Origin of the sequence: Alicyclobacillus shizuokensis NBRC 103103 (assembly GCF_001552255.1) — a bacterium.
Taxonomy (GTDB): Bacteria; Bacillota; Bacilli; order Alicyclobacillales; family Alicyclobacillaceae; genus Alicyclobacillus_G; species Alicyclobacillus_G shizuokensis.
In genome coordinates, this window is sequence record NZ_BCQV01000027.1 from 44,026 (window position 1) to 63,420 (window position 19,395).

The 19,395-nt window shown below is 61.7% G+C and carries 21 protein-coding genes; 1 reads left to right on the plus strand and 20 read right to left on the minus strand.

The window, feature by feature from the left end; all coding sequences use genetic code 11:
• Positions 1-213: 213 nt before the first annotated feature.
• From rplA to ASH01S_RS11570, 20 genes are all read right to left on the minus strand, one after another.
• The gene (gene rplA / locus ASH01S_RS11475) at positions 214-915 is read right to left on the minus strand and encodes a 50S ribosomal protein L1 (protein WP_067928177.1); all 702 of its coding nucleotides are present in this window, start codon (positions 913-915) and stop codon (positions 214-216) included.
• A gap of 141 nt (positions 916-1,056) precedes the next feature.
• Positions 1,057-1,485 carry a 50S ribosomal protein L11 gene (rplK, locus tag ASH01S_RS11480; protein ID WP_067928180.1) on the minus strand — a complete coding sequence of 143 codons (429 nt, stop codon included), beginning with the start codon at positions 1,483-1,485 and terminating at the stop codon, positions 1,057-1,059.
• 251 nt (positions 1,486-1,736) lie between these two features.
• Positions 1,737-2,282 (minus strand): transcription termination/antitermination protein NusG, encoded by a 546-nt coding sequence (nusG, locus tag ASH01S_RS11485; RefSeq protein WP_067928183.1) that lies wholly within the window; start codon positions 2,280-2,282, stop codon positions 1,737-1,739.
• Positions 2,283-2,375: 93 nt separating this feature from the next.
• Positions 2,376-2,612 (minus strand): preprotein translocase subunit SecE, encoded by a 237-nt coding sequence (secE, locus tag ASH01S_RS11490; RefSeq protein ID WP_245629040.1) that lies wholly within the window; start codon positions 2,610-2,612, stop codon positions 2,376-2,378.
• An 88-nt stretch (positions 2,613-2,700) separates the two neighbouring features.
• Complete coding sequence (gene rpmG / locus ASH01S_RS11495; protein ID WP_067928186.1) at positions 2,701-2,850, minus strand: 50S ribosomal protein L33; 150 nt, start codon at positions 2,848-2,850, stop codon at positions 2,701-2,703.
• Between the two features lie 180 nt (positions 2,851-3,030).
• Positions 3,031-3,681 (minus strand): RNA polymerase sporulation sigma factor SigH, encoded by a 651-nt coding sequence (sigH, locus tag ASH01S_RS11500; protein ID WP_083517083.1) that lies wholly within the window; start codon positions 3,679-3,681, stop codon positions 3,031-3,033.
• A gap of 75 nt (positions 3,682-3,756) precedes the next feature.
• Positions 3,757-4,308 (minus strand): NYN domain-containing protein, encoded by a 552-nt coding sequence (locus ASH01S_RS11505; protein WP_067928188.1) that lies wholly within the window; start codon positions 4,306-4,308, stop codon positions 3,757-3,759.
• Positions 4,280-5,020: a 23S rRNA (guanosine(2251)-2'-O)-methyltransferase RlmB gene (gene rlmB, locus ASH01S_RS11510; RefSeq protein ID WP_067928191.1), complete on the minus strand. Its 741-nt coding sequence runs from the start codon at positions 5,018-5,020 to the stop codon at positions 4,280-4,282. The genes ASH01S_RS11505 and rlmB overlap by 29 nt, the downstream gene beginning before the upstream one ends.
• The gene (locus ASH01S_RS11515; RefSeq protein WP_067928258.1) at positions 5,020-5,418 is read right to left on the minus strand and encodes a Mini-ribonuclease 3; all 399 of its coding nucleotides are present in this window, start codon (positions 5,416-5,418) and stop codon (positions 5,020-5,022) included. Before ASH01S_RS11515 ends, rlmB begins: the two co-directional genes overlap by 1 nt.
• Positions 5,418-6,842 (minus strand): cysteine--tRNA ligase, encoded by a 1,425-nt coding sequence (gene cysS, locus ASH01S_RS11520; RefSeq protein WP_067928193.1) that lies wholly within the window; start codon positions 6,840-6,842, stop codon positions 5,418-5,420. Before cysS ends, ASH01S_RS11515 begins: the two co-directional genes overlap by 1 nt.
• A 31-nt stretch (positions 6,843-6,873) precedes the next feature.
• Positions 6,874-8,319, minus strand: a complete 1,446-nt coding sequence (gene gltX / locus ASH01S_RS11525) for a glutamate--tRNA ligase (protein WP_067928196.1) — start codon at positions 8,317-8,319, stop codon at positions 6,874-6,876.
• Complete coding sequence (gene ispF, locus ASH01S_RS11530) at positions 8,316-8,831, minus strand: 2-C-methyl-D-erythritol 2,4-cyclodiphosphate synthase (RefSeq protein ID WP_067928199.1); 516 nt, start codon at positions 8,829-8,831, stop codon at positions 8,316-8,318. The genes gltX and ispF overlap by 4 nt, the downstream gene beginning before the upstream one ends.
• 132 nt (positions 8,832-8,963) lie before the next feature.
• A complete protein-coding gene (locus ASH01S_RS11535) occupies positions 8,964-10,064 on the minus strand; it encodes a PIN/TRAM domain-containing protein (RefSeq protein WP_067928203.1) in 1,101 nt (366 codons plus the stop codon).
• A 348-nt stretch (positions 10,065-10,412) separates the two neighbouring features.
• On the minus strand, positions 10,413-11,141 hold the full coding sequence (gene pssA, locus ASH01S_RS11540; RefSeq protein ID WP_067928207.1) for a CDP-diacylglycerol--serine O-phosphatidyltransferase: 729 nt from the start codon (positions 11,139-11,141) through the stop codon (positions 10,413-10,415).
• A 53-nt stretch (positions 11,142-11,194) separates the two neighbouring features.
• Positions 11,195-12,274 carry a DNA integrity scanning diadenylate cyclase DisA gene (disA, locus tag ASH01S_RS11545; protein ID WP_067928210.1) on the minus strand — a complete coding sequence of 360 codons (1,080 nt, stop codon included), beginning with the start codon at positions 12,272-12,274 and terminating at the stop codon, positions 11,195-11,197.
• A 9-nt stretch (positions 12,275-12,283) separates the two neighbouring features.
• Positions 12,284-13,642: a DNA repair protein RadA gene (gene radA, locus ASH01S_RS11550; protein WP_067928213.1), complete on the minus strand. Its 1,359-nt coding sequence runs from the start codon at positions 13,640-13,642 to the stop codon at positions 12,284-12,286.
• A 130-nt stretch (positions 13,643-13,772) separates the two neighbouring features.
• Entirely contained in the window at positions 13,773-16,196 is a 2,424-nt protein-coding gene (locus ASH01S_RS11555) for an ATP-dependent Clp protease ATP-binding subunit (RefSeq protein ID WP_067928217.1), read from the minus strand.
• 2 nt (positions 16,197-16,198) lie between these two features.
• Positions 16,199-17,275, minus strand: coding sequence for a protein arginine kinase (gene mcsB / locus ASH01S_RS11560; RefSeq protein ID WP_067928221.1), 1,077 nt, complete (start codon positions 17,273-17,275; stop codon positions 16,199-16,201).
• A gap of 4 nt (positions 17,276-17,279) precedes the next feature.
• Positions 17,280-17,798: a UvrB/UvrC motif-containing protein gene (locus ASH01S_RS11565; protein ID WP_067928225.1), complete on the minus strand. Its 519-nt coding sequence runs from the start codon at positions 17,796-17,798 to the stop codon at positions 17,280-17,282.
• A 20-nt stretch (positions 17,799-17,818) separates the two neighbouring features.
• On the minus strand, positions 17,819-18,271 hold the full coding sequence (locus tag ASH01S_RS11570) for a CtsR family transcriptional regulator (RefSeq protein ID WP_067928261.1): 453 nt from the start codon (positions 18,269-18,271) through the stop codon (positions 17,819-17,821).
• A 398-nt stretch (positions 18,272-18,669) separates the two neighbouring features.
• Here ASH01S_RS11570 and ASH01S_RS11575 point away from each other — a divergent pair, with 398 nt between their 5' ends.
• A complete protein-coding gene (locus ASH01S_RS11575; RefSeq protein ID WP_067928228.1) occupies positions 18,670-19,275 on the plus strand; it encodes a TetR/AcrR family transcriptional regulator in 606 nt (201 codons plus the stop codon).
• Positions 19,276-19,395 lie beyond the last annotated feature (120 nt).

The following is a 19,395-nucleotide window of genomic DNA, read 5'->3' on the forward strand; positions in this document are numbered from 1 at the left end:
AAAACGCGCCGCCGCAGACGCAGGGCGCGATTCTCATCCATGTGGAACCAACGAATCGCGAACCTCGGCAGGCGAAAGGCTCTGCGCCTTTCATTAGCCGCACCCACGCGGGCCTGCTGTCTACGGTTCATCCGTTATATCGTTCTGTGCATCCTGGTTCTCATAGTAACGGGTGCCCGCCCGACGGTCAAGTCAACGCGGGCCGGCCCGAACTCACTCCGCCCCGGACAAGCGCTGCACGCTCACCTTGATGCCAGGCCCCATCGTGCTTGAGATCGACAGGTTGCGGAAATACTGCCCCTTCGCCGCGGGTGGCTTCGCCTTCTGCAGGGCGTCGACCAGCGTACGCAGGTTGCCGAGCAGCTGCTCCACGTCAAACGACACCTTCCCAATCGGAACGTGGATGTTCCCGGCCTTATCCAGCCGATACTCAATCTTACCGGCTTTTATCTCCTCGACCGCGCGAGCCACGTCAAATGTGACCGTACCGGTCTTCGGATTGGGCATCAGGCCCTTGGGACCGAGGATACGCCCCAAACGGCCGACCGACCCCATCATGTCGGGCGTCGCGACGACCACATCGAAGTCCATCCACCCTTGGGAGACCCGCTGAATCAGGTCGTCGTCACCGACGAAGTCGGCACCCGCCGCCTGTGCCTCTTTGGCCTTCTCGCCCTTGGCGAACACCAGAACGCGCGCCGTCTTGCCCGTCCCGTGCGGCAGGACCACGGCGCCACGAATCTGCTGATCCTGCTTCTTCGGGTCCACCCCGAGCCGGACCGCAGCCTCAACTGTCTCGTCAAACTTGGCGGTGGCGACCTGCTTCAGCAGCTCAATCGCCTCACGCGGATCGTATTCTTGCGCGCGATCCACCTGTTTGACCGCCTCTTGGAACCGTTTCGATTTCCGAGCCATCCGTGTCACCTCCATGTGGTAATGCGGTGCAAGACCTCCCACAAGGGAACTCCAACCTGCGCGGAGCTGCGCCCCGCGCCCACTACGCCAAAGAACGGGCAGTCCTCAGGCCTCTCGAGACCGACCTGAGACGGCCGCCCGTCAATCTTCAATCACAATCCCCATGCTGCGAGCGGTGCCTTCGACCATCCGCATCGCCGCCTCCACCGAAGCCGCGTTCAGGTCCGGCATCTTCTGCTCCGCAATCTCGCGCACTTTGGCGCGCTTGAGTGTGGCGACCTTCTTCTTGTTCGGCTCGGACGATCCAGACTCAATTCCGGCCGCCTTCTTCAACAACACCGCGGCCGGCGGTGTCTTGAGTTCGAACGTGTAAGAGCGGTCTTCATACACGTACAGCACGACCGGGATGATGAGCCCCACCTGATCCGCGGTACGCGCATTGAATTCTTTGCAAAAACCCATGATGTTGCCGACCTGGGCCTGGCCGAGAGCCGGACCGACCGGCGGCGCCGGGGTGGCCTTGCCTGCAGGAATCTGCAGCTTGACGACCTTGATAATCTTCTTCGGCAACCTGTCCACCTCCTTTGCCACATGCTGTGGTGATGCGGGCGTTCGCCCTCCCACGTGGACCCGGCCAAACGGCCACCCGCCCCGCGGCGGATAGGGGCAAACCCATAATGCGGTCCACATATATCAGCCGCAGGCAACGCCTTGGCGCGTGCCGCAGCACAGAACGGGCCGACCCGGTGTGTGCACGGGACGAACCCTGTTTCTGCCTCGATTTCGGCTCCAGGATGTTTCCAGCGGTGGTCCGCAGAGGCTCAGACGAGTTTTTCCACCTGCGTGAAATCCAGCTCCAGCGGAGTGTCCCGCCCGAACATGGAAACCAGTACACGGAGTTTCTCTTGGTCCAGGTTGATCTCTTCCACAGTGCCCACGAGGTCCGCGAACGGGCCGTGGGTGATGCGCACCGCCTCGCCGATCTCGTAATCCACGCGCGGCTTGACCTCCACGGCTCCCATCTGCGCCAGAATGGCGTTGACCTCCGACGGCAGGAGCGGCACCGGCTTCGAGCCACCGCCGGCGGAGCCGACGAACCCGGTGACGCCCGGCGTATTGCGCACGACGTACCAGGAGTCGTCAGTCATAATCATCTCGACCAGGACGTAGCCCGGAAACACCTTGCGCTGTACGACGCGGCGCTTTCCGTTCTTGACCTCCAACTCGTCCTCCGTCGGCACGACGATGCGGAAGATCTTGTCCTCCATGCCCATCGTCTGTACGCGGCTCTCCAGGTTATTTTTCACCTTGTTCTCGTAACCCGAGTAGGTGTGAATCACATACCACTGCTTCTCGAGATTCTCCATGGCGAGGGCGGACCGCCCCGCACCCCCCTATCCCAAGTCGTTTCCAACTCGTCCGGGCGGCACTCCACAGACCACCGACATGGCGTCTGGCCCTCAGAGGATGCCGACGCGGGACGCCGCCCAGCTGACGAGGATGTCAAAGAGCCAGACCAGCAACCCCATCACCAGACAGGTCGCCAAGGCGGCGGCCGTGTAGACCACAACCTCGTTGCGCCGCGGCCAGCGCACCCGTTTCAGTTCCGCAATCGATTCGGCAAAAAACGAGATGACGCCGGTGCGGCGCCGTTTGGGCTGGATTCCGTTTTCTGGAGTGATGTGCTGTTCCGCCAACTGTCAGACCCCTCTTCGCCGACATGCTCTTCGTCCCGCAGCGGCATCCGCTTCCCCCATCCGAACACCGGAGCACCGTCGAGATCGCTCAGCGGGTCTCGCGGTGCACCGTGTGGCCTTTGCAGTATGGGCAAAACTTCCGGAGTTCCAGACGGTCCGGATCGTTCTTTTTGTTCTTCACCGTCGTATAATTGCGTTGCTTGCAGTCGGTGCAAGCCATGGTAATGACGACACGCACTTTGGGACACCTCCCTCGCCGACACGTTGCCAGGCGGCACCGCTGTAAAGCAGACACGAACCTTGGCAGACTTTAAATACCTTATCACAGGGGATGACAAGTGTCAACATAACGAGAGGGCAGATTTGGCGGTCCTGACAGCCGGCCGCCCCGTGGATGCTCGCATGCGCGACCGTTCACTCAAGCGTACACATTGCGGTAAGCGAGGTACTTTTCCAATTTCCGCTTCACCCGCTGCAACGCGTTGTCGATAGATTTCACGTGCCGGTCGAGATCGACCGCGATTTCCTGGTAGGAGCGCCCGTCCAAGTACAGCATCAACACCTTGCGTTCCAAGTCGCTGAGCAATTCCGACATCGTGACCTCGATAGCGTCGAACTCCTCTTGATGGATGACCATATCCTCCGGGTCGGAAACGCGCACCGTCGAGAGGACATCCAGCAACGTTCTGTCCGAATCCTCGTCATAGATGGGCTTGTCAAGGGAGACATAGGAGTTCAAAGGGATGTGCTTTTGCCTGGTCGCGGTTTTGATAGCGGTGATAATCTGACGAGTGACACACAGCTCGGCGAACGCCTTGAACGACGTCAGCTTGTCCTCCCGATAATCGCGCACAGACTTAAACAGGCCTATCATGCCTTCCTGGACGATGTCTTCCCGGTCGGCCCCGATGAGGAAGTAAGATCGGGCCTTGGCCCGGACGAAGTTGCGGTATTTGTGAACGAGAAATTCCAGGGCTGCATTGTCCCCTCGGTGGACGGCCGCGACCAATTCCTCGTCAGTCATGTCCTCGTAGCGTTTGAGCGGCCCCGTGTGCGCCTGCGTAGACAAAGCGAATCACCCCGAATCCGGCTCTGGATGTGTGGACATTATACATTATGTAATCTCGCAGAATCAACGCTAGACTTACTGCCGGCGCCAGTCTTCCAGCTTTTTTGCCACTTCCTCACTCAAAGCCTCGTCCAAACGCGGCCGGGCCGCCTGCACCTCGGCCGCCTGGCGGGAAATCTGCTGTTTGGCGTCGCGCAGGCGCTTCAGCAGTTCCCCCGCGCTGATGCGCAGGGCTCCCCCGCCGAAGGCAACCTGCTGCTCCGCAGCGTCCGAGGTCGCGACCGTGATGTGGTGAAACTGGTCGCGCAACTCATAGACCAGCCGCTCGATTCGCTCGTCCGCGGTCTCCCCAGGAGCGGTGTAGATCGTGCGCCCCCAGCTATGCTGCTCGTCCACCGCCCTGTCCGGCGTATGGCCGGCGTCAAACACAACCACCACCTGCTGGCCGGAAAACGTCCCGTATTCGGACAGGTCCGCAATCAACTCGTCGCGTTTCGCCTCCAGGTTGGAGATGGCTCCCAACGGCTGCTGCGCCCGGCGCGCCAGGACATTGTAACCGTCGACAATCAGGCAGGCGCTGTGCCGCCCGCCATGGGCGCTAACGCTGGCGCTGCCGGACGACTTCATACAGGAGCACCCCCGCCGCAACCGATGCATTCAGGCTCTGTACGCTTCCCTGCATCGGCAGGCGCACAAGGTAGTCGCAGTGCTCCTTGACCAGCCGACTGAGCCCTTTGCCTTCCGCCCCGATGACCACCGCCGTCGGCCCCGTGTAATCGACCTGGGTGTAACCCGTTTCCGCGGCCACATCGGTCCCCACCAGCCAATAGCCGGCCGACTTCAGCCGCTCCATCGCCTGCACCAGGTTGCTGACGCGCGCCACCGGCACGTACTCGAGCGCCCCCGCGGCCGCCTTGGCCACCACTTCGGACAGGGGAGCGGAGCGGCGCTTGGCGACCACCACCCCTTGCACCCCGGTGGCGTCCGCCGTGCGCAGGATGGCGCCGAGGTTGTGCGGATCGGCCACACCGTCAAGCAGCACCAAAAGCGGCGTCGATCCCGGTCGCGGGGCCAGCACCTCGTCGAACTCCGCGTAGGTGTGGGCGGCCGCGTAGGCCACCACCCCTTGATGCTGGACGCCTGCCAAACGGGCCAGGCTGGCGCGGGGCGCCCGCTGCACGACGATGCCGGCGCGCCGGGCGCGGGCGAGGATCTCCTGCAGGCTGCCGCCCTCAGCTCCTTCGGCGACGACAATTCGGGAAATCGGCCGACCGGCCTTTAGCGCCTCCAGCACGGGGCGGCGACCTGCCAGCAGGTGGGACGGCTTGTCCGTGGTCATCACTCAACCTCCCATTCATCGGTCAGCGCCAGCGCCCGTTCGCATACCGCTTGCAGCCGCTCGTCTTGGCCGCTGGCGTACAGGTAGCCGAGCAGGCTCTCGAACCCGGTGCTGTGGCGATAGGACAGTACGTCCGTACTCTTGCGCACATGCCCGGCCTTGGCGTTGCGCCCGCGGCGCAGGAACGACCGCTCCATATCCGTCAGCTCCGGCCACAGCGCCTCCGCCAAGCGCGCCTGGGTATCTGCGCGGACGTAGCGGACGGCCGCCTTATGCAGGTCGTCGGGCCTGCGCCGTCCGCGGCCCATCACGTGTTGGCGCACCATCAATTCCCAGACCGCGTCACCCAAATAGGCGAGCGCCAGGGGCGACAGCTCCTGCCATGGGACGCCCGCCATCACCGCCGGTACCACCGCGTTCCCTGGGGCGTATCTTCAATCGTCACGCCCATGGCGGCCAACTGGTCGCGGATAGCATCGGCGCGGGCGAAATCCCGGCGCGCGCGGGCCTCCCGTCTCTCCTCGAGCAGCGCGGCGATATCCGCCTCCAGCAGCTCCGGCCCGAAGTCGGGCGCTATGCCCAGCACGTCGAGCAGTTCCTTGAGCACCCCCCGCCAGCGGCGAATGCCGGCGGATGAGACCAAGTCCTGCTCCAGGTACAGATTGGCCTGGCGGACTCCCTCAAAAATCGCGGCGATGCCGTCGGCCGAATTGAAGTCGTCGTCCATGGCCCGGATGAACTGGCTGCGTACGGCGTCCGCACGGGCGGCCACCTCCGCCTCGTCGTCCGGCAGGTTGACGGCCAGATACTGCGGTAGATCAGCCAGTCCCTGCTCGCGGTGGTTGAGATTGCGCAGGCAGCGGCGGATGCGCTCCAGCGCCTGCTCCGCCTGGTCCATTGCCTCTTCCGTATAGTTGAGCGGGTGACGGTATTGGGCGGACAGCAGGAAAAACCGGATAGCCAAAGCCGGTCTGCGCTCCAATAGATCGCGCGTCATGATGAAGTTGCCGGTCGACTTGGACATCTTCTCGCCGTTGATGTTGAGCGTTCCGTTGTGCAGCCAGTAGCGGGCAAACGGCTTGTGATTGTGCGCTTCGCTCTGGGCGATCTCGTTCTCATGGTGCGGAAAGACGAGATCCCGGCCGCCGGCGTGAATGTCAATCTGCTCCCCCAAATAGATGTAGTTCATCACCGAGCACTCAATGTGCCACCCTGGGCGCCCCGGGCCCCAGGGGCTGTCCCAAAACTCTTCGTGCGGTTTGGCCGCCTTCCAGAGCGCGAAATCCGCGGGGTTTTTCTTATACTCATTGACCTCAATGCGGAACCCGGCCTGCATCTCGTCAATGGACTGGTGCGACAGCTTGCCGTACTCGGGAAAAGAGGAGGTGTCAAAGTAGACGTCCCCGCCTTCCACGTACGCGTGCCCATTGACGATAAGGTCCTCAATGAAGCGGATGATCTCGGGAATGCACTCGGTCACCCGCGGGTGCACGCTGGCGCGGCGGATGCCCAGCCGCTCCGCGTCTTCGAAGTAGGCCCGGATGTACGTGTCGGCTACCTCACGCACCCCGATACCCAGCTCATTGGCGCGCTGGATGATACGGTCGTCGACATCCGTGAAGTTTTGCACGTAGCGCACCTCGTACCCGCGGTACTCCAGATAGCGGCGAATCATATCAAACACGACGAACATCCGCGCATTGCCGATGTGAAACAGGTTGTATACGGTCGGACCGCAAGCGTAGAACCTCACCTTGCCCGGCTCCAGCGTCTCCAGCGGTTCCTTGTTGCGAGTCAGGCTGTTGTATAGCCAAATCGCCACATTCTAACCTCCTCCCACTCCCGACAGCATCCTATGCCAGTGCGTCCGTCAGCCGTGCCTCCACCCATGCCCGTGGCAGCAGGCTGACCGTCTGCTGCAAATCGGGGCCATGCACGGTGCCGGTAAGGGCCGCCCGCACCGGCATGAACAAGCCCCGGCCGCGCACGCCCAATTCCTCTTGGATGCGGCGAAAACGGGCACGGCTGCCCTCGGCCGTCCAGGGCTCCACTCCGGATTGAACCAACTCCAGGTAGCGGCGCACCACCGCCTTGGCGCTGTCCTCTGCGAGCACCGCCTCCGCCTCTGGGGAGAGTTCGACACTGGGTGTAAAGAACCCGGACGCCAAATCGACAAACTCGTCCGCGCACGCCAACTGCTCCTGGTAGAGCCGCACCACCCCGGCCAACCACTCGCGGCCGCAGCCGGGCGGATACGCCACTCCGCGCTCGCGAAGCCGCGCCGCAATCAGGTTCAGCACCCGGTCCAAATCGGCCACCTTGAAGTACTGATTGGCCATCCAGTGCAGCTTCTGCGCGTCGAAAACGGCGCCGCTGGCTCCCACTCGGTCGAAGTCAAAGCGCCGGCAAAGCTCCGCCAGCGGTAGGATCTCCTGCTCGTCCCCAGGCGACCAACCAAGCAACGCGAGAAAGTTGACGAGCGCCTCCGGCAGGTAGCCCTGCTGCCGGTAGACGTGAACCGGGAGCACGTCCGGATCGCGCTTGCTCAATTTCTTCCGGTGTTCGTTGAGCACCTGGGGCAGGTGGGCGAATACGGGCACCGGCCAATCGAGAGCCTGGTACACTAACAACTGCCTGGGCGTGTTGGAGAGGTGTTCTTCGCCGCGGATGACGTGCGTGATCTCCATCTCGGCGTCGTCCACGACCACCTGGAAGTTGTAGGTCGGCATCCCGTTCGTTTTGACGATGACAAAGTCGCCCAAATCATCACTCGCAAACTCCACGCGGCCGCGAATCGCATCGTTGACGGACAAGGTCTGCCCGCTCGGCACGGCCAACCGCCAAGTGTGCGCCAGGCCTTCGTCGAGGCGCCGTTGCCGCTCCCGCTCCGACAGGCGCCGGCAGCGTCCACTGTAGCGCGGGGCCACCCCCTGCCGCAACGCCGCTTGCCGATCCGCCTCCAACTCGTCGGCTGTGCAAAAACATGGGTACGCCCAGCCCGTTTCGACCAGGCGCGCCAGCGCCGCCTGGTACCTGGGCAGCCGTTCGGTGCATCGGTATGGACCGTGCGGCCCGCCGATGTCCGGCCCTTCGTCCCAATCGATGCCCAGCCAGCGAAAGCCGTCCAGCATCTCGGCCTCCGCCCCTTCGACGTGCCGCTCCGTATCGGTATCTTCGATGCGCAGCAGAAACTGGCCACCGTGATGGCGGGCAAACAGCCAGTTGAACAGGGCTGTGCGGACCCCGCCGATATGTAAGTGTCCGGTTGGGCTGGGCGCATAGCGCACGCGGACGGTCATAGTTCACCATCCCCCGCCTCTTCGCTGCCGCCATCCGCCAGCACAGGTTGCAATATGACCACCGCCTGCGCCGCTACCCCTTCCTCGCGGCCGACAAAGCCCAGCCGCTCGGTCGTCGTGGCCTTGACGCTGATGCGCCCGGTCTGCACCTGAAACAAATTGGCCATGACCTGGCGCATAGCTGGGATGTGGGGAGCCAGTTTAGGGCGCTCGCACAACACCATCACGTCCAGATTGCCCAGCCGGTAGCCCTGTTCGCGCACCTTCCCGTACACCTCGCGCGCGAGCCGACGGCTGTCGGCGCCGCGGAAGCGCGGGTCTGTGTTGGGAAAGTGCTGCCCGATGTCCCCAAGCGCCAGGGCGCCCAGCATAGCGTCCATCACAGCGTGCAACACCACGTCCGCGTCGGAGTGGCCGTCCAGGCCGCGCTCATACGGGATGGCCACGCCGCCGAGGACGAGCGGCCGCTCCTCCACCAGCGGATGCACATCAAAACCGATGCCAATTCGCACCCGAATGCCCCCTCACCTACGAAAAGACCGGCACACACAGCGCCGGTCCCGATCTACATCGCCTCATTGCGTACGTACCTGATTATATACCACATTGTCCCGCCGTACACCAACCTGAGCCCGACAAAACGCCTACAGCGCCTTTTCCAGCAGCTTCGGCTTGGCGAAAATCATCCGCCCGGCCGAAGTCTGCAAGACGCTCGTGACCAACACCTCGACACGGCCGCCGATGTACTCGCGGCCCCCTTCGATGACAATCATCGTACCGTCGTCCAAGTAGGCCACGCCCTGGTTGTGCTCCTTGCCGTCTTTGATCACCTGCACGTTCAACTCTTCACCCGGCAGCACAATCGGCTTCAACGCGTTGGCCAGGTCATTGATGTTCAGCACGTGCACGCCCTGCAGTTCGCACACCTTGTTGAGATTGAAATCGTTGGTGACCACCTTGCCCTGAATCTGCTTCGCGAGACGCACCAGCTTGCTGTCCACCTCTTGAATGTCGTCGAAGTCCTTTTCCAGTACCTGCACGCGCACCTTGGAATCCTTTTGGATCCTTCCCAACACATCCAGGCCGCGGCGGCCGCGGTTGCGCTTGAGGACGTCCGACGAGTCTGCGATGTGCTGCAATTCCTCCAGCACAAACGAAGGAATGACCAGCACACCGTCGAGAAATCCAGTTTCGACCAGGTCGGCGATGCGTCCGTCGATGATCACGCTCGTATCGAGCAGCTTCGCCTCGCCGGGGCGAAACCCGGTCTTTTTGTCCCGATCCTTGTCTTTGTCCTTGTCTTTATCTCGGTGCGGCAGTTTGCCCGCGAACACATTCACCAGTTCTTCCCGCTTGGTGAAGCCGATGCGCAAACCGATGTACGCCAACAGCAGCGTGACGAAGAATTGTATCGGCAGCCCGACCAACGGAATTGTGCGCAAAGCCGAAGTGAACAGGTACGCGACCAAGAGTCCAATCACCATCCCGATGGTGCCGCTGATGATGTCCGCCAGTGGCGTCTTTTGCAGTTTGTCTTCCAGCCAGCGAATGAGCGCGGTGAGGTAGTTGACCAGCCAGGTGGTGGTCAGAACCAAGATGGCGCCACCGAGCGCTGCGCCGAACAACCGGGAAGTGAACGGGCGCGAGGACAGATGGAAGACTTGCGTGAATAAGTCCGGGGCAAAGGTGTACCCGAGGACTATGCCAATCACCGCAAAGAACAAATGGACGAATCTCTTCAACATACGAATGTTTCACCTCCTCAATACGAGTATGGGCAAAATTCGGATGGTCAAACCGGTCCGAATGGAACACGCTATGTGAAAAGTTTTCTTGCACCACATCAGCCCCGCGTCAGCTCCGTCTGCATCTGACCTTAACGGTTGATCCTTGAATCGGGCTCAAAATCCGGCCGACCGGCGGAAAAACCGTAAAAATAAGGATAAAGCGACGAGGAACCCGTCCAGATGAACCCAGACCTCTGCAAAATATTGGGGTGCTATCTCTAGTGTAACACCCGCCCGCCAAATGCGTCAAAACCCCGCGCCCGAGGAAACACCGCGGACTCGGGGTGGATGAACGCGTGTGGCCCTTCACTTCCATTCAGGTTTGTACGGTTTGATGTCCGCATCGCGCCGGCTCCTGTGCAGGCGCCGGTGCAGCGCGTAGCCAAAGCCGCAGACCGCGTACAGGGCGAGGGGGACAAAGATCAGCCGGTTGAGCCCCACATAGTGGTAACGGAACACCAGATACACGCAGCCGACCAACAGCGGCACCACAATTACCGCAGAGCGCGGGAGAGCCACCCTCTTAAAGTTCGGGTACCGCGTACGGCTGACCATCAGCAAGGCGAGGATGAGCATGCCGATGGGCAGGGCCACTTTCGAATAGCGGATGATATCCCCGTATAACGCCATGGTCGCCAGGATGCCGCCGGCTGCGGTGATGGGAAGACCCACAAAACATGTGGCCGAGCGGGCCTGGATGTTAAACCGCGCCAAACGCAGAGCGCCACAGACCGGAAACAGGACGGCCAGCAGCGTGCCGACCCAACCCAAATATTGCAGGACCTCTTGGTACATGATGAAGGACGGGGCAATTCCAAATGTTACAATATCAGATAATGAGTCCAGTTCTTTTCCAAACGCACTTTCAGCGTGCAGCCAACGGGCAGCCCGTCCATCCAATCCATCCAGGACCATTCCGGCAATGACCAGGAGGGCCGCCTCCGCGGTGTTGCCACGGAACGCGCCAAGCATCGCCACAAACCCGATAATCAAGTTCCCAACAGTCAACAGACTTGGGATGGCTTTGACAAACAATGAACACCCTCCTTGGACGATCCGCCCGACCGCCACCTACCGCGTCCCCGCGCCTAGATGTGGCGATCAATGAACACCTGTTCCTGAATCCGCTTCAGGCCTTCTCGCGTCGTGCGGGCGCGCACCGCGCCAATCCCATCAACCTGGTCCAGGTCTTCAATGCTGGCCGAGAGGATGTTGCTCAGTGATGTAAAGTGTCCCACAAGATTCTCGATGATGGGCTGGGGCAGGCGTGAAATCTTGTTCAAGATCCGGTAACCCCTGGATGACAGGGGCTCATCGCTGATGTTGGTCACGTCGTGGTAGCCGAGGAGGCGTGCCAACACCAGGCCGTCCAGCAACTGTTCCGAATCGAGCGCGTGGATGTCAGACAAAATTTGGTGCGGTGTCTTCTCTTGGCCCGGCGCCATGTAATCCTTGACCAGGAGATACGCCTCCTCGTCCACCCGCGACACCAGTTCCTCCAATTGCATGCGGATAAGCCGCCCCTCGCTCCCCAACTCCGTGATGTACCGGCGAATCTCCGACTTAATCCGCAGCACCAGTTCAAACCGCTGCAGGACGGTGGTGACCTCCTGCAAGGTGACCAGTTCCTCGAACTCCAGCGCGCTCAGGTTGGTCAGCGCCTGGTCCAGTACCGCCTTATACTTCTCCAGAGTCTGCATCGCTTGGTTGGCCTTGGTCAGGATGACGCCGATATCCTTCAAGGAATATTTGAAGTTGCCCTGGTATAGTGTGATGACGTTACGTCGTTGCGAAATGCAGATCACCAACTGGCCCGTCTGACGCGCCACCCGCTCGGCGGTGCGGTGGCGGGTGCCGGTCTCCGACGTGGGCAGTCGGTGGTCCGGATTGAGATTTGTATTGGCATAATGAATCTTTTTCAGGTCTTCGCTGACGATGATGGCCCCGTCCATCTTTGCCAACTCGTACAGATTGGATGGAGTGAGGTCGCACTGGATGGAAAAGCCGCCATCCATCAGGCTCGCCACTGCCTCCGTCGCCCCCACCACAATCAGGGCCCCCGTCTTCGCCCGCAGGATGTTTTCCATGCCTTCCCGCAACACGGTGCCGGGCGCCACCATTCTCAGCGTGTTGTTGATAGTCGCTTCGCGCTTGCTATCGTCCCGCATCAGACACCTCTACATCACCTGCCGCATTGCGTCGTGCAGGGTCTCCACCGCCATAACCTCGATGTTGAGATTCAACCTCAGTCCACGCATGCTGCGCGCCGGCACCAAACAACGGGCAAAGCCTAATCTGTCCGCCTCGCGGATACGCTGTTCCAGGCGGCTGACGGATCGGACCTCGCCCGTCAGGCCCACTTCTCCCATGTATACATCGCCTGCCGGCAGGGCTTGGTCCCGATAGCTAGAGATGAGGGCCAGCGCCAAGCCCAAATCGATGGCGGGTTCGTCCACCTTGACCCCGCCGGCGATGTTGACGTACGCGTCCGCGTTTTGCAGCCGCAAGCCCAAGCGCCGCTCCAGGACCGCCAGCATCAAACACATGCGGTTGTAATCGGCGCCCGTCACCATGCGGCGCGGATTGGCAAACCCGGAAGGCGCAATCAGCGCCTGCACCTCCACCAACAGCGGACGCGATCCTTCCATGGCGGCTGTCACGGCCGAACCTGGGGCGCTGCCGCTGCGCTCGGAGAGAAACAACTCCGATGGATTGGCGACCTCCCGCAGGCCATCCTCCTTCATCTCGAAAATGGCCAGCTCGTTCGTGGAACCGAAACGGTTTTTCACCGCCCTCAATATTCTATAAGTATGATGCCGTTCCCCTTCAAAGTAAAGCACCGCGTCCACCATGTGCTCGAGCACGCGCGGACCGGCGAGGCTCCCATCCTTGGTCACATGGCCGACGATAAAAGTGGCGATGCCACGCCGCTTGGCCACCTGCAGGAGCATGCCGGTGCACTCGCGGATCTGCGACACACTGCCCGGGGCCGAGGCCAACTCCGCAGCATATACGGTCTGAATCGAGTCTACCACCAAAAACTGCGGACTCACCTCCTCGACCACCGCCAGCGCCCGCTCCATCTCGGTCTCGCCCAGCACGTACAACCGGTCCGCCAGCGCGCCCAAGCGCTCCGCCCGCAGTTTGATCTGCTGCACCGACTCCTCACCGGAGACATATAACACGTCCCCCGTCTGGGCCAGTTGCTGGGAGACCTGCAGGAGCAGCGTGGATTTGCCTATGCCTGGATCTCCCCCCACCAACACGAGCGATCCGGCCACCACCCCGCCGCCCAGCACTCTGTCCAGCTCGCTGATGCCGCTGGCCAAACGGCCGCTCTCCTGCATGGGCACGGCGGCCAGTTTGCGCACCACGCCATCCCCTGGCAGCCAGGACGCTGCCCGCCGTGTGGAGACGGGCAACGGCTTCTCTTCCACCAGCGTGTTCCACTGTCCGCATCCCGGACAGCGGCCAAGCCACTTCACGGATTCATGCCCGCAGGTCTGACACACGTAGCGAGTCTTCACTTTTGCCATACCAACGCCCCCATACGCTCCCATCATACCGCAATGGGAGCGCAGAAGAACAAAACGGCGGGGGAAAATCCCCACCGACGGGACAGGAAGCGCGCCGGCGGTTGGGCCGACGCGTTGAAACCGCAGCGCCTCAGGTGGTCTCGGCGACAGCCGGTTCCACCTTCAGGGCGCCGTCCGCGACATCCAGTCGCACCCTGTCGCCGCGCTTGACCTCGCCGCTGAGCAGCGCCTCGGACAGTCGGTCTTCGATATGGCGCTGAATCGCGCGCTTGAGCGGGCGAGCGCCGTACTGCGGGTCAAACCCTTCCTTGGCCAGGAACTGCTTGGCAGCATCGGTCAGGGTGAACTCGATATCCTGCTCCTGCAGCCGCTTCTGCAGATCCCGCACCATCAGCTCGACAATGCGGGCAATCTGCGCTTCATCGAGCGGATGGAAGACGATGATTTCGTCAATCCGGTTGAGAAACTCCGGCCGGAAGGTACGCTTGAGTTCGTCCATCACCTTGTCCTTCATATCCTGGTACTCATGCGCCGTATCCGGCTTGAACCCGAGCGTTCCGCCCTTGCGAATCATCTCGGCGCCGACGTTGGACGTCATGATAATGACCGTGTTACGGAAGTCCACCGTACGGCCCTTGCCGTCCGTCAAGCGCCCGTCGTCCAGGACCTGCAGGAGGATGTTGAACACCTCCGGGTGCGCCTTTTCCACCTCGTCGAGGAGGACCACCGAGTACGGCTTGCGCCGCACCTTCTCGGTCAGTTGACCCCCCTCCTCGTAGCCCACGTATCCGGGAGGGGCCCCGACCAAGCGGGCCGTCGAGTGGCGCTCCATGAACTCGGACATATCGATGCGAATCATCGCGTCCTCGTCGCCAAACATCGCCTCGGCCAGCGCCCGGGCCAGCTCCGTCTTGCCGACACCGGTCGGCCCCAAGAACACGAACGATCCGATGGGCCGCTTGGGGTCCTTCAGCCCGGCACGGGCGCGGCGAATGGCGCGGGCCACGGCGGTGACCGCCTCCTCCTGGCCGACCACCCGGTCGTGCAGGATCTGTTCCAGGTTCATCAGCCGCTCCGATTCTTCCTGGGCCAGTTGTTTGACCGGAATCCCGGTCCACGACGAGACGATGTAGGCGATGTCCTCGGCGGTCACTCGGACGTCGTGATCACTCTGGGCCCGCTTCCACTCTTCCTTGCGCTCCTCCAGTTCCTGCTTGAGCTTCTGCTCCTGGTCACGCAGCGCCGCCGCCTTCTCAAATTCCTGGCTCTGCACGGCCGCGTCCTTCTCGTTGCGCACCCGTTCCAGCTTTTGCTCCAACTCTTTCAGGTTCGGCGGTGCCGTGCGCGTGCGCAGCCGCACCCGCGAGGCCGCCTCGTCAATCAGGTCAATCGCCTTGTCGGGCAGGAAGCGGTCGGTGATGTACCGGTCGGACAGCTTGACCGCAGCCTCCAGCGCCTCGTCGGTGATCTTCACGCGGTGGTGCGCCTCGTAGCGGTCACGCAGGCCGTGCAGGATCTGCACCGCTTCCTCCGGCGTCGGCTGATCCACCATGATGGGCTGGAAGCGGCGCTCCAGAGCCGCGTCCTTCTCGATGTGCTTGCGGTACTCGTCGAGCGTGGTCGCGCCGATGCACTGCAGTTCTCCGCGTGCCAGGGCCGGCTTGAGGATATTGGATGCGTCTATGGCGCCTTCCGCGCCGCCGGCGCCAATCAGTGTATGCAGCTCGTCGATGAACAAGATGACGTTGCCGGCCTGCCGGATCTCTTCCATGATCTTCTTCAGCCGATCCTCAAACTCACCGCGGTACTTGGTTCCGGCCACCACCGTGCCCATATCGAGCACCATGACGCGCTTGTTGCGCAGGGTCTCCGGAATCTCGCCGGCGACGATGCGTTCCGCCAAGCCTTCCGCGATTGCCGTCTTGCCGACGCCCGGTTCACCAATCAGCACCGGGTTGTTCTTGGTCCGCCGCGAGAGCACCTGGATGACCCGTTCAATCTCCTGGTTGCGGCCGATGACCGGATCGAGTTTGCCGTCGCGAGCCATCTGCGTCAGATCGCGAGCCAGGCTGTCCAGCGTCGGCGTGCCGGCCGCGTCCTTGTCCGGACCGCCGTCGACCACGTCGCCGCCGAGCAGCTGCAGCACCTGCTGACGCGCCTTGTTGAGACTCACGCCCAGGTTGGCCAGGACACGGGCGGCCACACCTTCCCCTTCGCGAATCAAGCCGAGCAGGATGTGTTCCGTGCCCACGTAAGTGTGGTTCAGTTTGCGAGCCTCGTCAATCGACAGTTCAATCACCTTTTTGGCGCGTGGGGTGTAGGTCATCGGTCCGACCTGGCTCTGCCCGGGGCCGATGATCTTCTCCACCTCCGCCTGCACCTTGTCGGCGCTGACTCCGAGGCTGGTCAAGGCCTTGGCGGCGATGCCTTCGCCCTCCCGCACCAGCCCGAGCAGAATGTGTTCCGTACCGACGCCGGGATGGCGCAGACGGGCGGCTTCTTCCTGCGCCAAGGCGAGCACCTTCTGAGCCCTTTCCGTAAAGCGAGCGTACATATTCAATGCACCTCCGTATCGTCCATTCTGAGTCGTTCACGAATCAATGCAGCCCTGCGAATGTCACGTTCCGCTGGCGAAAGTTCCTCATTATAATATTTCTGCAGAAACGCCGGCTGAGTCATCACCATCAGTTCCTTGAGGATCCCTGCCGAAACGCCCTTGATGATGCCCAGGTCTATCCCCAGGCGCACATCGGATAGCCGCTGCAGGGTCTCCTTCGAATCCATGCGCCGGGCGTAGGCGAGGATGCCAAACGAGCGGCAAACCCTGTCCTCCAGGCCTTCACGCATCTCCGAGAGCAGGTAGCGGCGGGCGGATCGCTCATGGTCTATGAGCTGCTGAACAACGCCACCGAGGTTTTGCAGGATTTCCTGCTCGGATTCACCCAATGTCACTTGGTTCGACACCTGGAACAGATTTCCTGCCGACTCACTGCCCTCTCCGTAAATCCCGCGCACAGTCAGGCCAACGTGCGACACCGCGCCCAACATCCGCTCAATCTGGCCGGTCAACACCAGTCCAGGCACATGCATCATGACGGAGGCGCGGATGCCGGTGCCGACATTGGTCGGGCAGGCGGTGAGATAGCCGAGGCGCTCGTCGAACGCGTAGACCATGTGGCTCTCCAGAGCGTCATCCACCTTGTTCGCCAGCTGCCACGCCTCGCCGAGCCGAAGCCCCGGCAGGATGCACTGGATGCGCAGATGGTCCTCCTCGTTGATCATGATGCTGACCAGTTCGTCCTCACGCAGGGCGACGGCGCCATGCCGCTCGGCCGCCGCCAAGTCCTTGCTGATCAGGTGCTTCTCCACCAAAACCTGCCGATCCAGCGGCGAGGTTTCGGAGCAGCGCAACAGGTCGAACCTGCCCAGTGCCTGGAACTCGGGCGTTTCCATGGCCCGCCGCATCGTATCAATCACCTGGTTGGCGTGGCTGTCGGTCTGCAAAATCGGAAACGGCATGTCGTCGAGGTTGCGAGCGATGCGCACCCGACTGGTGACCACAATGTCATCCTCCGGCCCGCCATCCTTCATCCAACGGCTGGTCGCGCGCTTGAGGAAATCACTGAGAGACATCGGCTCACCCCCGATTCGATTCCAGCTGCTCTTCGAGGCTGCGGATTTGGTCGCGAATACGGGCGGCTTCCTCAAACCGCTCGAAGGCGACGGCCTGTTTCAGCTCCTGGCGCAGCCGCTCCAGATTCTTGCGCAGCTGCACCTGCTTGCCGGCGTGCACCGGGATTTTTCCCATGTGCTCGGTGCCGTTTTGAATCCGTTTCAGCAGCGGATCCAACCGCCCGGCGAAGCTGTCGTAACAATGGGGACAGCCCAGCCGGCCGACCTCGGTGAACTGCTGGTAGGTCATGCCACAATTGCTGCAACGGGCTTGCGACGGCGCCGGACTGAAACCGGGCGAAGACTCCATGTTGAGCAGGCCGCTGAGCAAGTGGTTGAAATCCAGCGTCTGCATCGGCGCCGCGAATAGGGTGCCTTGCTCGCGCGCGCACTTTTCACACAGGTGTTGAACGCTTTTTTGGCCGTTGACAATCTTGGTGAACTGCACGGTTGCAGGTCGCTGTTGACAACGTTGACAGAGCATCGCTGCCACCTCCTCCATCACTATGCCTCGGCCGCCAGCGCGAGCAGCATGCGGATGACAAGGCGAGCGCGCAGTTGATCCCGATACGGCAGGTCCACATACAACGCGTCGCGGCTGACCGCCGCCTTCAAGAGCGCTGCCTCGCGGGCGCTCAACAGCCGTTCCTGCTGCAGCCGTTCGATAAGACCCTCGGCTTCCCGCTGGGAGAGGCTGTCGCCTATCGATTGAGCCGCCCGCATCAGCGGCTGATCCCCGCCCAAACGGACCCGGCGGATGCGGATATACCCGCCGCCTCCCCGCTTGGACTCAACAATGTAGCCCTGCTCAGCGGAGAAGCGGGTGCTGATGACGTAGTTGATCTGAGACGGCACGCACTCGAAGAGCTCCGCCAATTCGCTGCGCTGCAGCTCAATCATGCCGGACGGACTCTGTTCCAAAATCCGCTTCAGGTGCTGCTCGATATAATCGGACATGTTCCCCGCCAATGAACTCCCCCTCACTTCACTTCGGGCACGCTGTCAAACCGTTCACGCAGGTGCAACCCGGACGTCCGCGTCCATTGTGTCTCCATGTGTCGCGGTTTGACTTTGTCTTTCATTGACTTTGACTAATCTTGACCTTATTATATCGCTTGCGTTGAGAAATGCAACCCGGTGCAGAAAAAACTGTCCACCTTCCAGGGTACCCGCTCTTCAGCCGGGTCAAACGATCCGTTTTGTTTCTTCACGCCCGCCGGTGTGCCGCCATACCCGAGCCACCCAACCAAACGGTCGTTGACCCTAGCCTCATTTGGCGCTACACTTTTCTGCAAATCGCCTGTTGATCCGATTCCATAAAGCGGGACGACGATAGAAGAAAGGTTGATTCTTTGGTGGCATCCAACAAACAGAAGGAGATTGCGCTGGCAGCGGTGAAACTGTTCGAACAGAAGGGGTACCACGCAACCTCCGTGCAGGACATCGCGGATGAGGTTGGGCTGCAAAAGGGCAGTCTGTATCACTATATTCATTCCAAAGAGGACCTTTTACTGCAGATTGCGCATCAGGCCATCACCGACTTCAACCAGCGCCTGGAGCAAGTGATTTCCTCCGACATATCCGCGAAGGACAAGCTCATACAAGCCATCGAGAACCACCTGACGGTCTCGATTTCCAATCTCCAGACGACCACGGTGTTGCTGCGCGAAGCGTTTTCCCTCGGGGAACCTCAGCACCAGGTGATTCAGTCCCTGACAGACCGCTATCTCAATCTGTGGACGCAGATTTTGCTGGATGGCAAGGAGAGCGGCGAGTTTGTCGTGGGAGAGCCAAAGATTGCCGCACTCGCTCTGCTGGGAGCGTGCAACTGGGTCTACCGGTGGTATCGCCCGGAAGGATCCCTTGGCGCCAAGGAGATCACCCAGGTATTCAGTGAGTTGTTTCTGCGTGGCCTCTTGGCCGATCCGTCCGCGCTGGATGACGATGGCCGCCCGCGATAATCCTGTCCGGCCTCCGAGGGCAACCGGATTCGCTTAGCCCCAGGGGCTGTGCCTCCTGTGCCCAGTCCATCCCCTCAAACACAAAAAGCACCTGGGAGAGAGGCGAAGCTCTCATCCAAG

Coding starts and splice junctions, on each gene's coding strand:
- rplA (WP_067928177.1), bottom strand. CDS start 915: ATGGCTCGGAAATCGAAACGGTTCCAAGAGGCGGTCAAACAGGTGGAT.
- nusG (WP_067928183.1), bottom strand. CDS start 2,282: ATGGAGAATCTCGAGAAGCAGTGGTATGTGATTCACACCTACTCGGGT.
- ASH01S_RS11505 (WP_067928188.1), bottom strand. CDS start 4,308: ATGAAGTCGTCCGGCAGCGCCAGCGTTAGCGCCCATGGCGGGCGGCAC.
- rlmB (WP_067928191.1), bottom strand. CDS start 5,020: ATGACCACGGACAAGCCGTCCCACCTGCTGGCAGGTCGCCGCCCCGTG.
- ASH01S_RS11515 (WP_067928258.1), bottom strand. CDS start 5,418: ATGGCGGGCGTCCCATGGCAGGAGCTGTCGCCCCTGGCGCTCGCCTAT.
- gltX (WP_067928196.1), bottom strand. CDS start 8,319: ATGACCGTCCGCGTGCGCTATGCGCCCAGCCCAACCGGACACTTACAT.
- ASH01S_RS11535 (WP_067928203.1), bottom strand. CDS start 10,064: ATGTTGAAGAGATTCGTCCATTTGTTCTTTGCGGTGATTGGCATAGTC.
- disA (WP_067928210.1), bottom strand. CDS start 12,274: ATGCGGGACGATAGCAAGCGCGAAGCGACTATCAACAACACGCTGAGA.
- radA (WP_067928213.1), bottom strand. CDS start 13,642: ATGGCAAAAGTGAAGACTCGCTACGTGTGTCAGACCTGCGGGCATGAA.
- ASH01S_RS11555 (WP_067928217.1), bottom strand. CDS start 16,196: ATGTACGCTCGCTTTACGGAAAGGGCTCAGAAGGTGCTCGCCTTGGCG.
- mcsB (WP_067928221.1), bottom strand. CDS start 17,275: ATGTCTCTCAGTGATTTCCTCAAGCGCGCGACCAGCCGTTGGATGAAG.
- ASH01S_RS11565 (WP_067928225.1), bottom strand. CDS start 17,798: ATGCTCTGTCAACGTTGTCAACAGCGACCTGCAACCGTGCAGTTCACC.
- ASH01S_RS11570 (WP_067928261.1), bottom strand. CDS start 18,271: ATGTCCGATTATATCGAGCAGCACCTGAAGCGGATTTTGGAACAGAGT.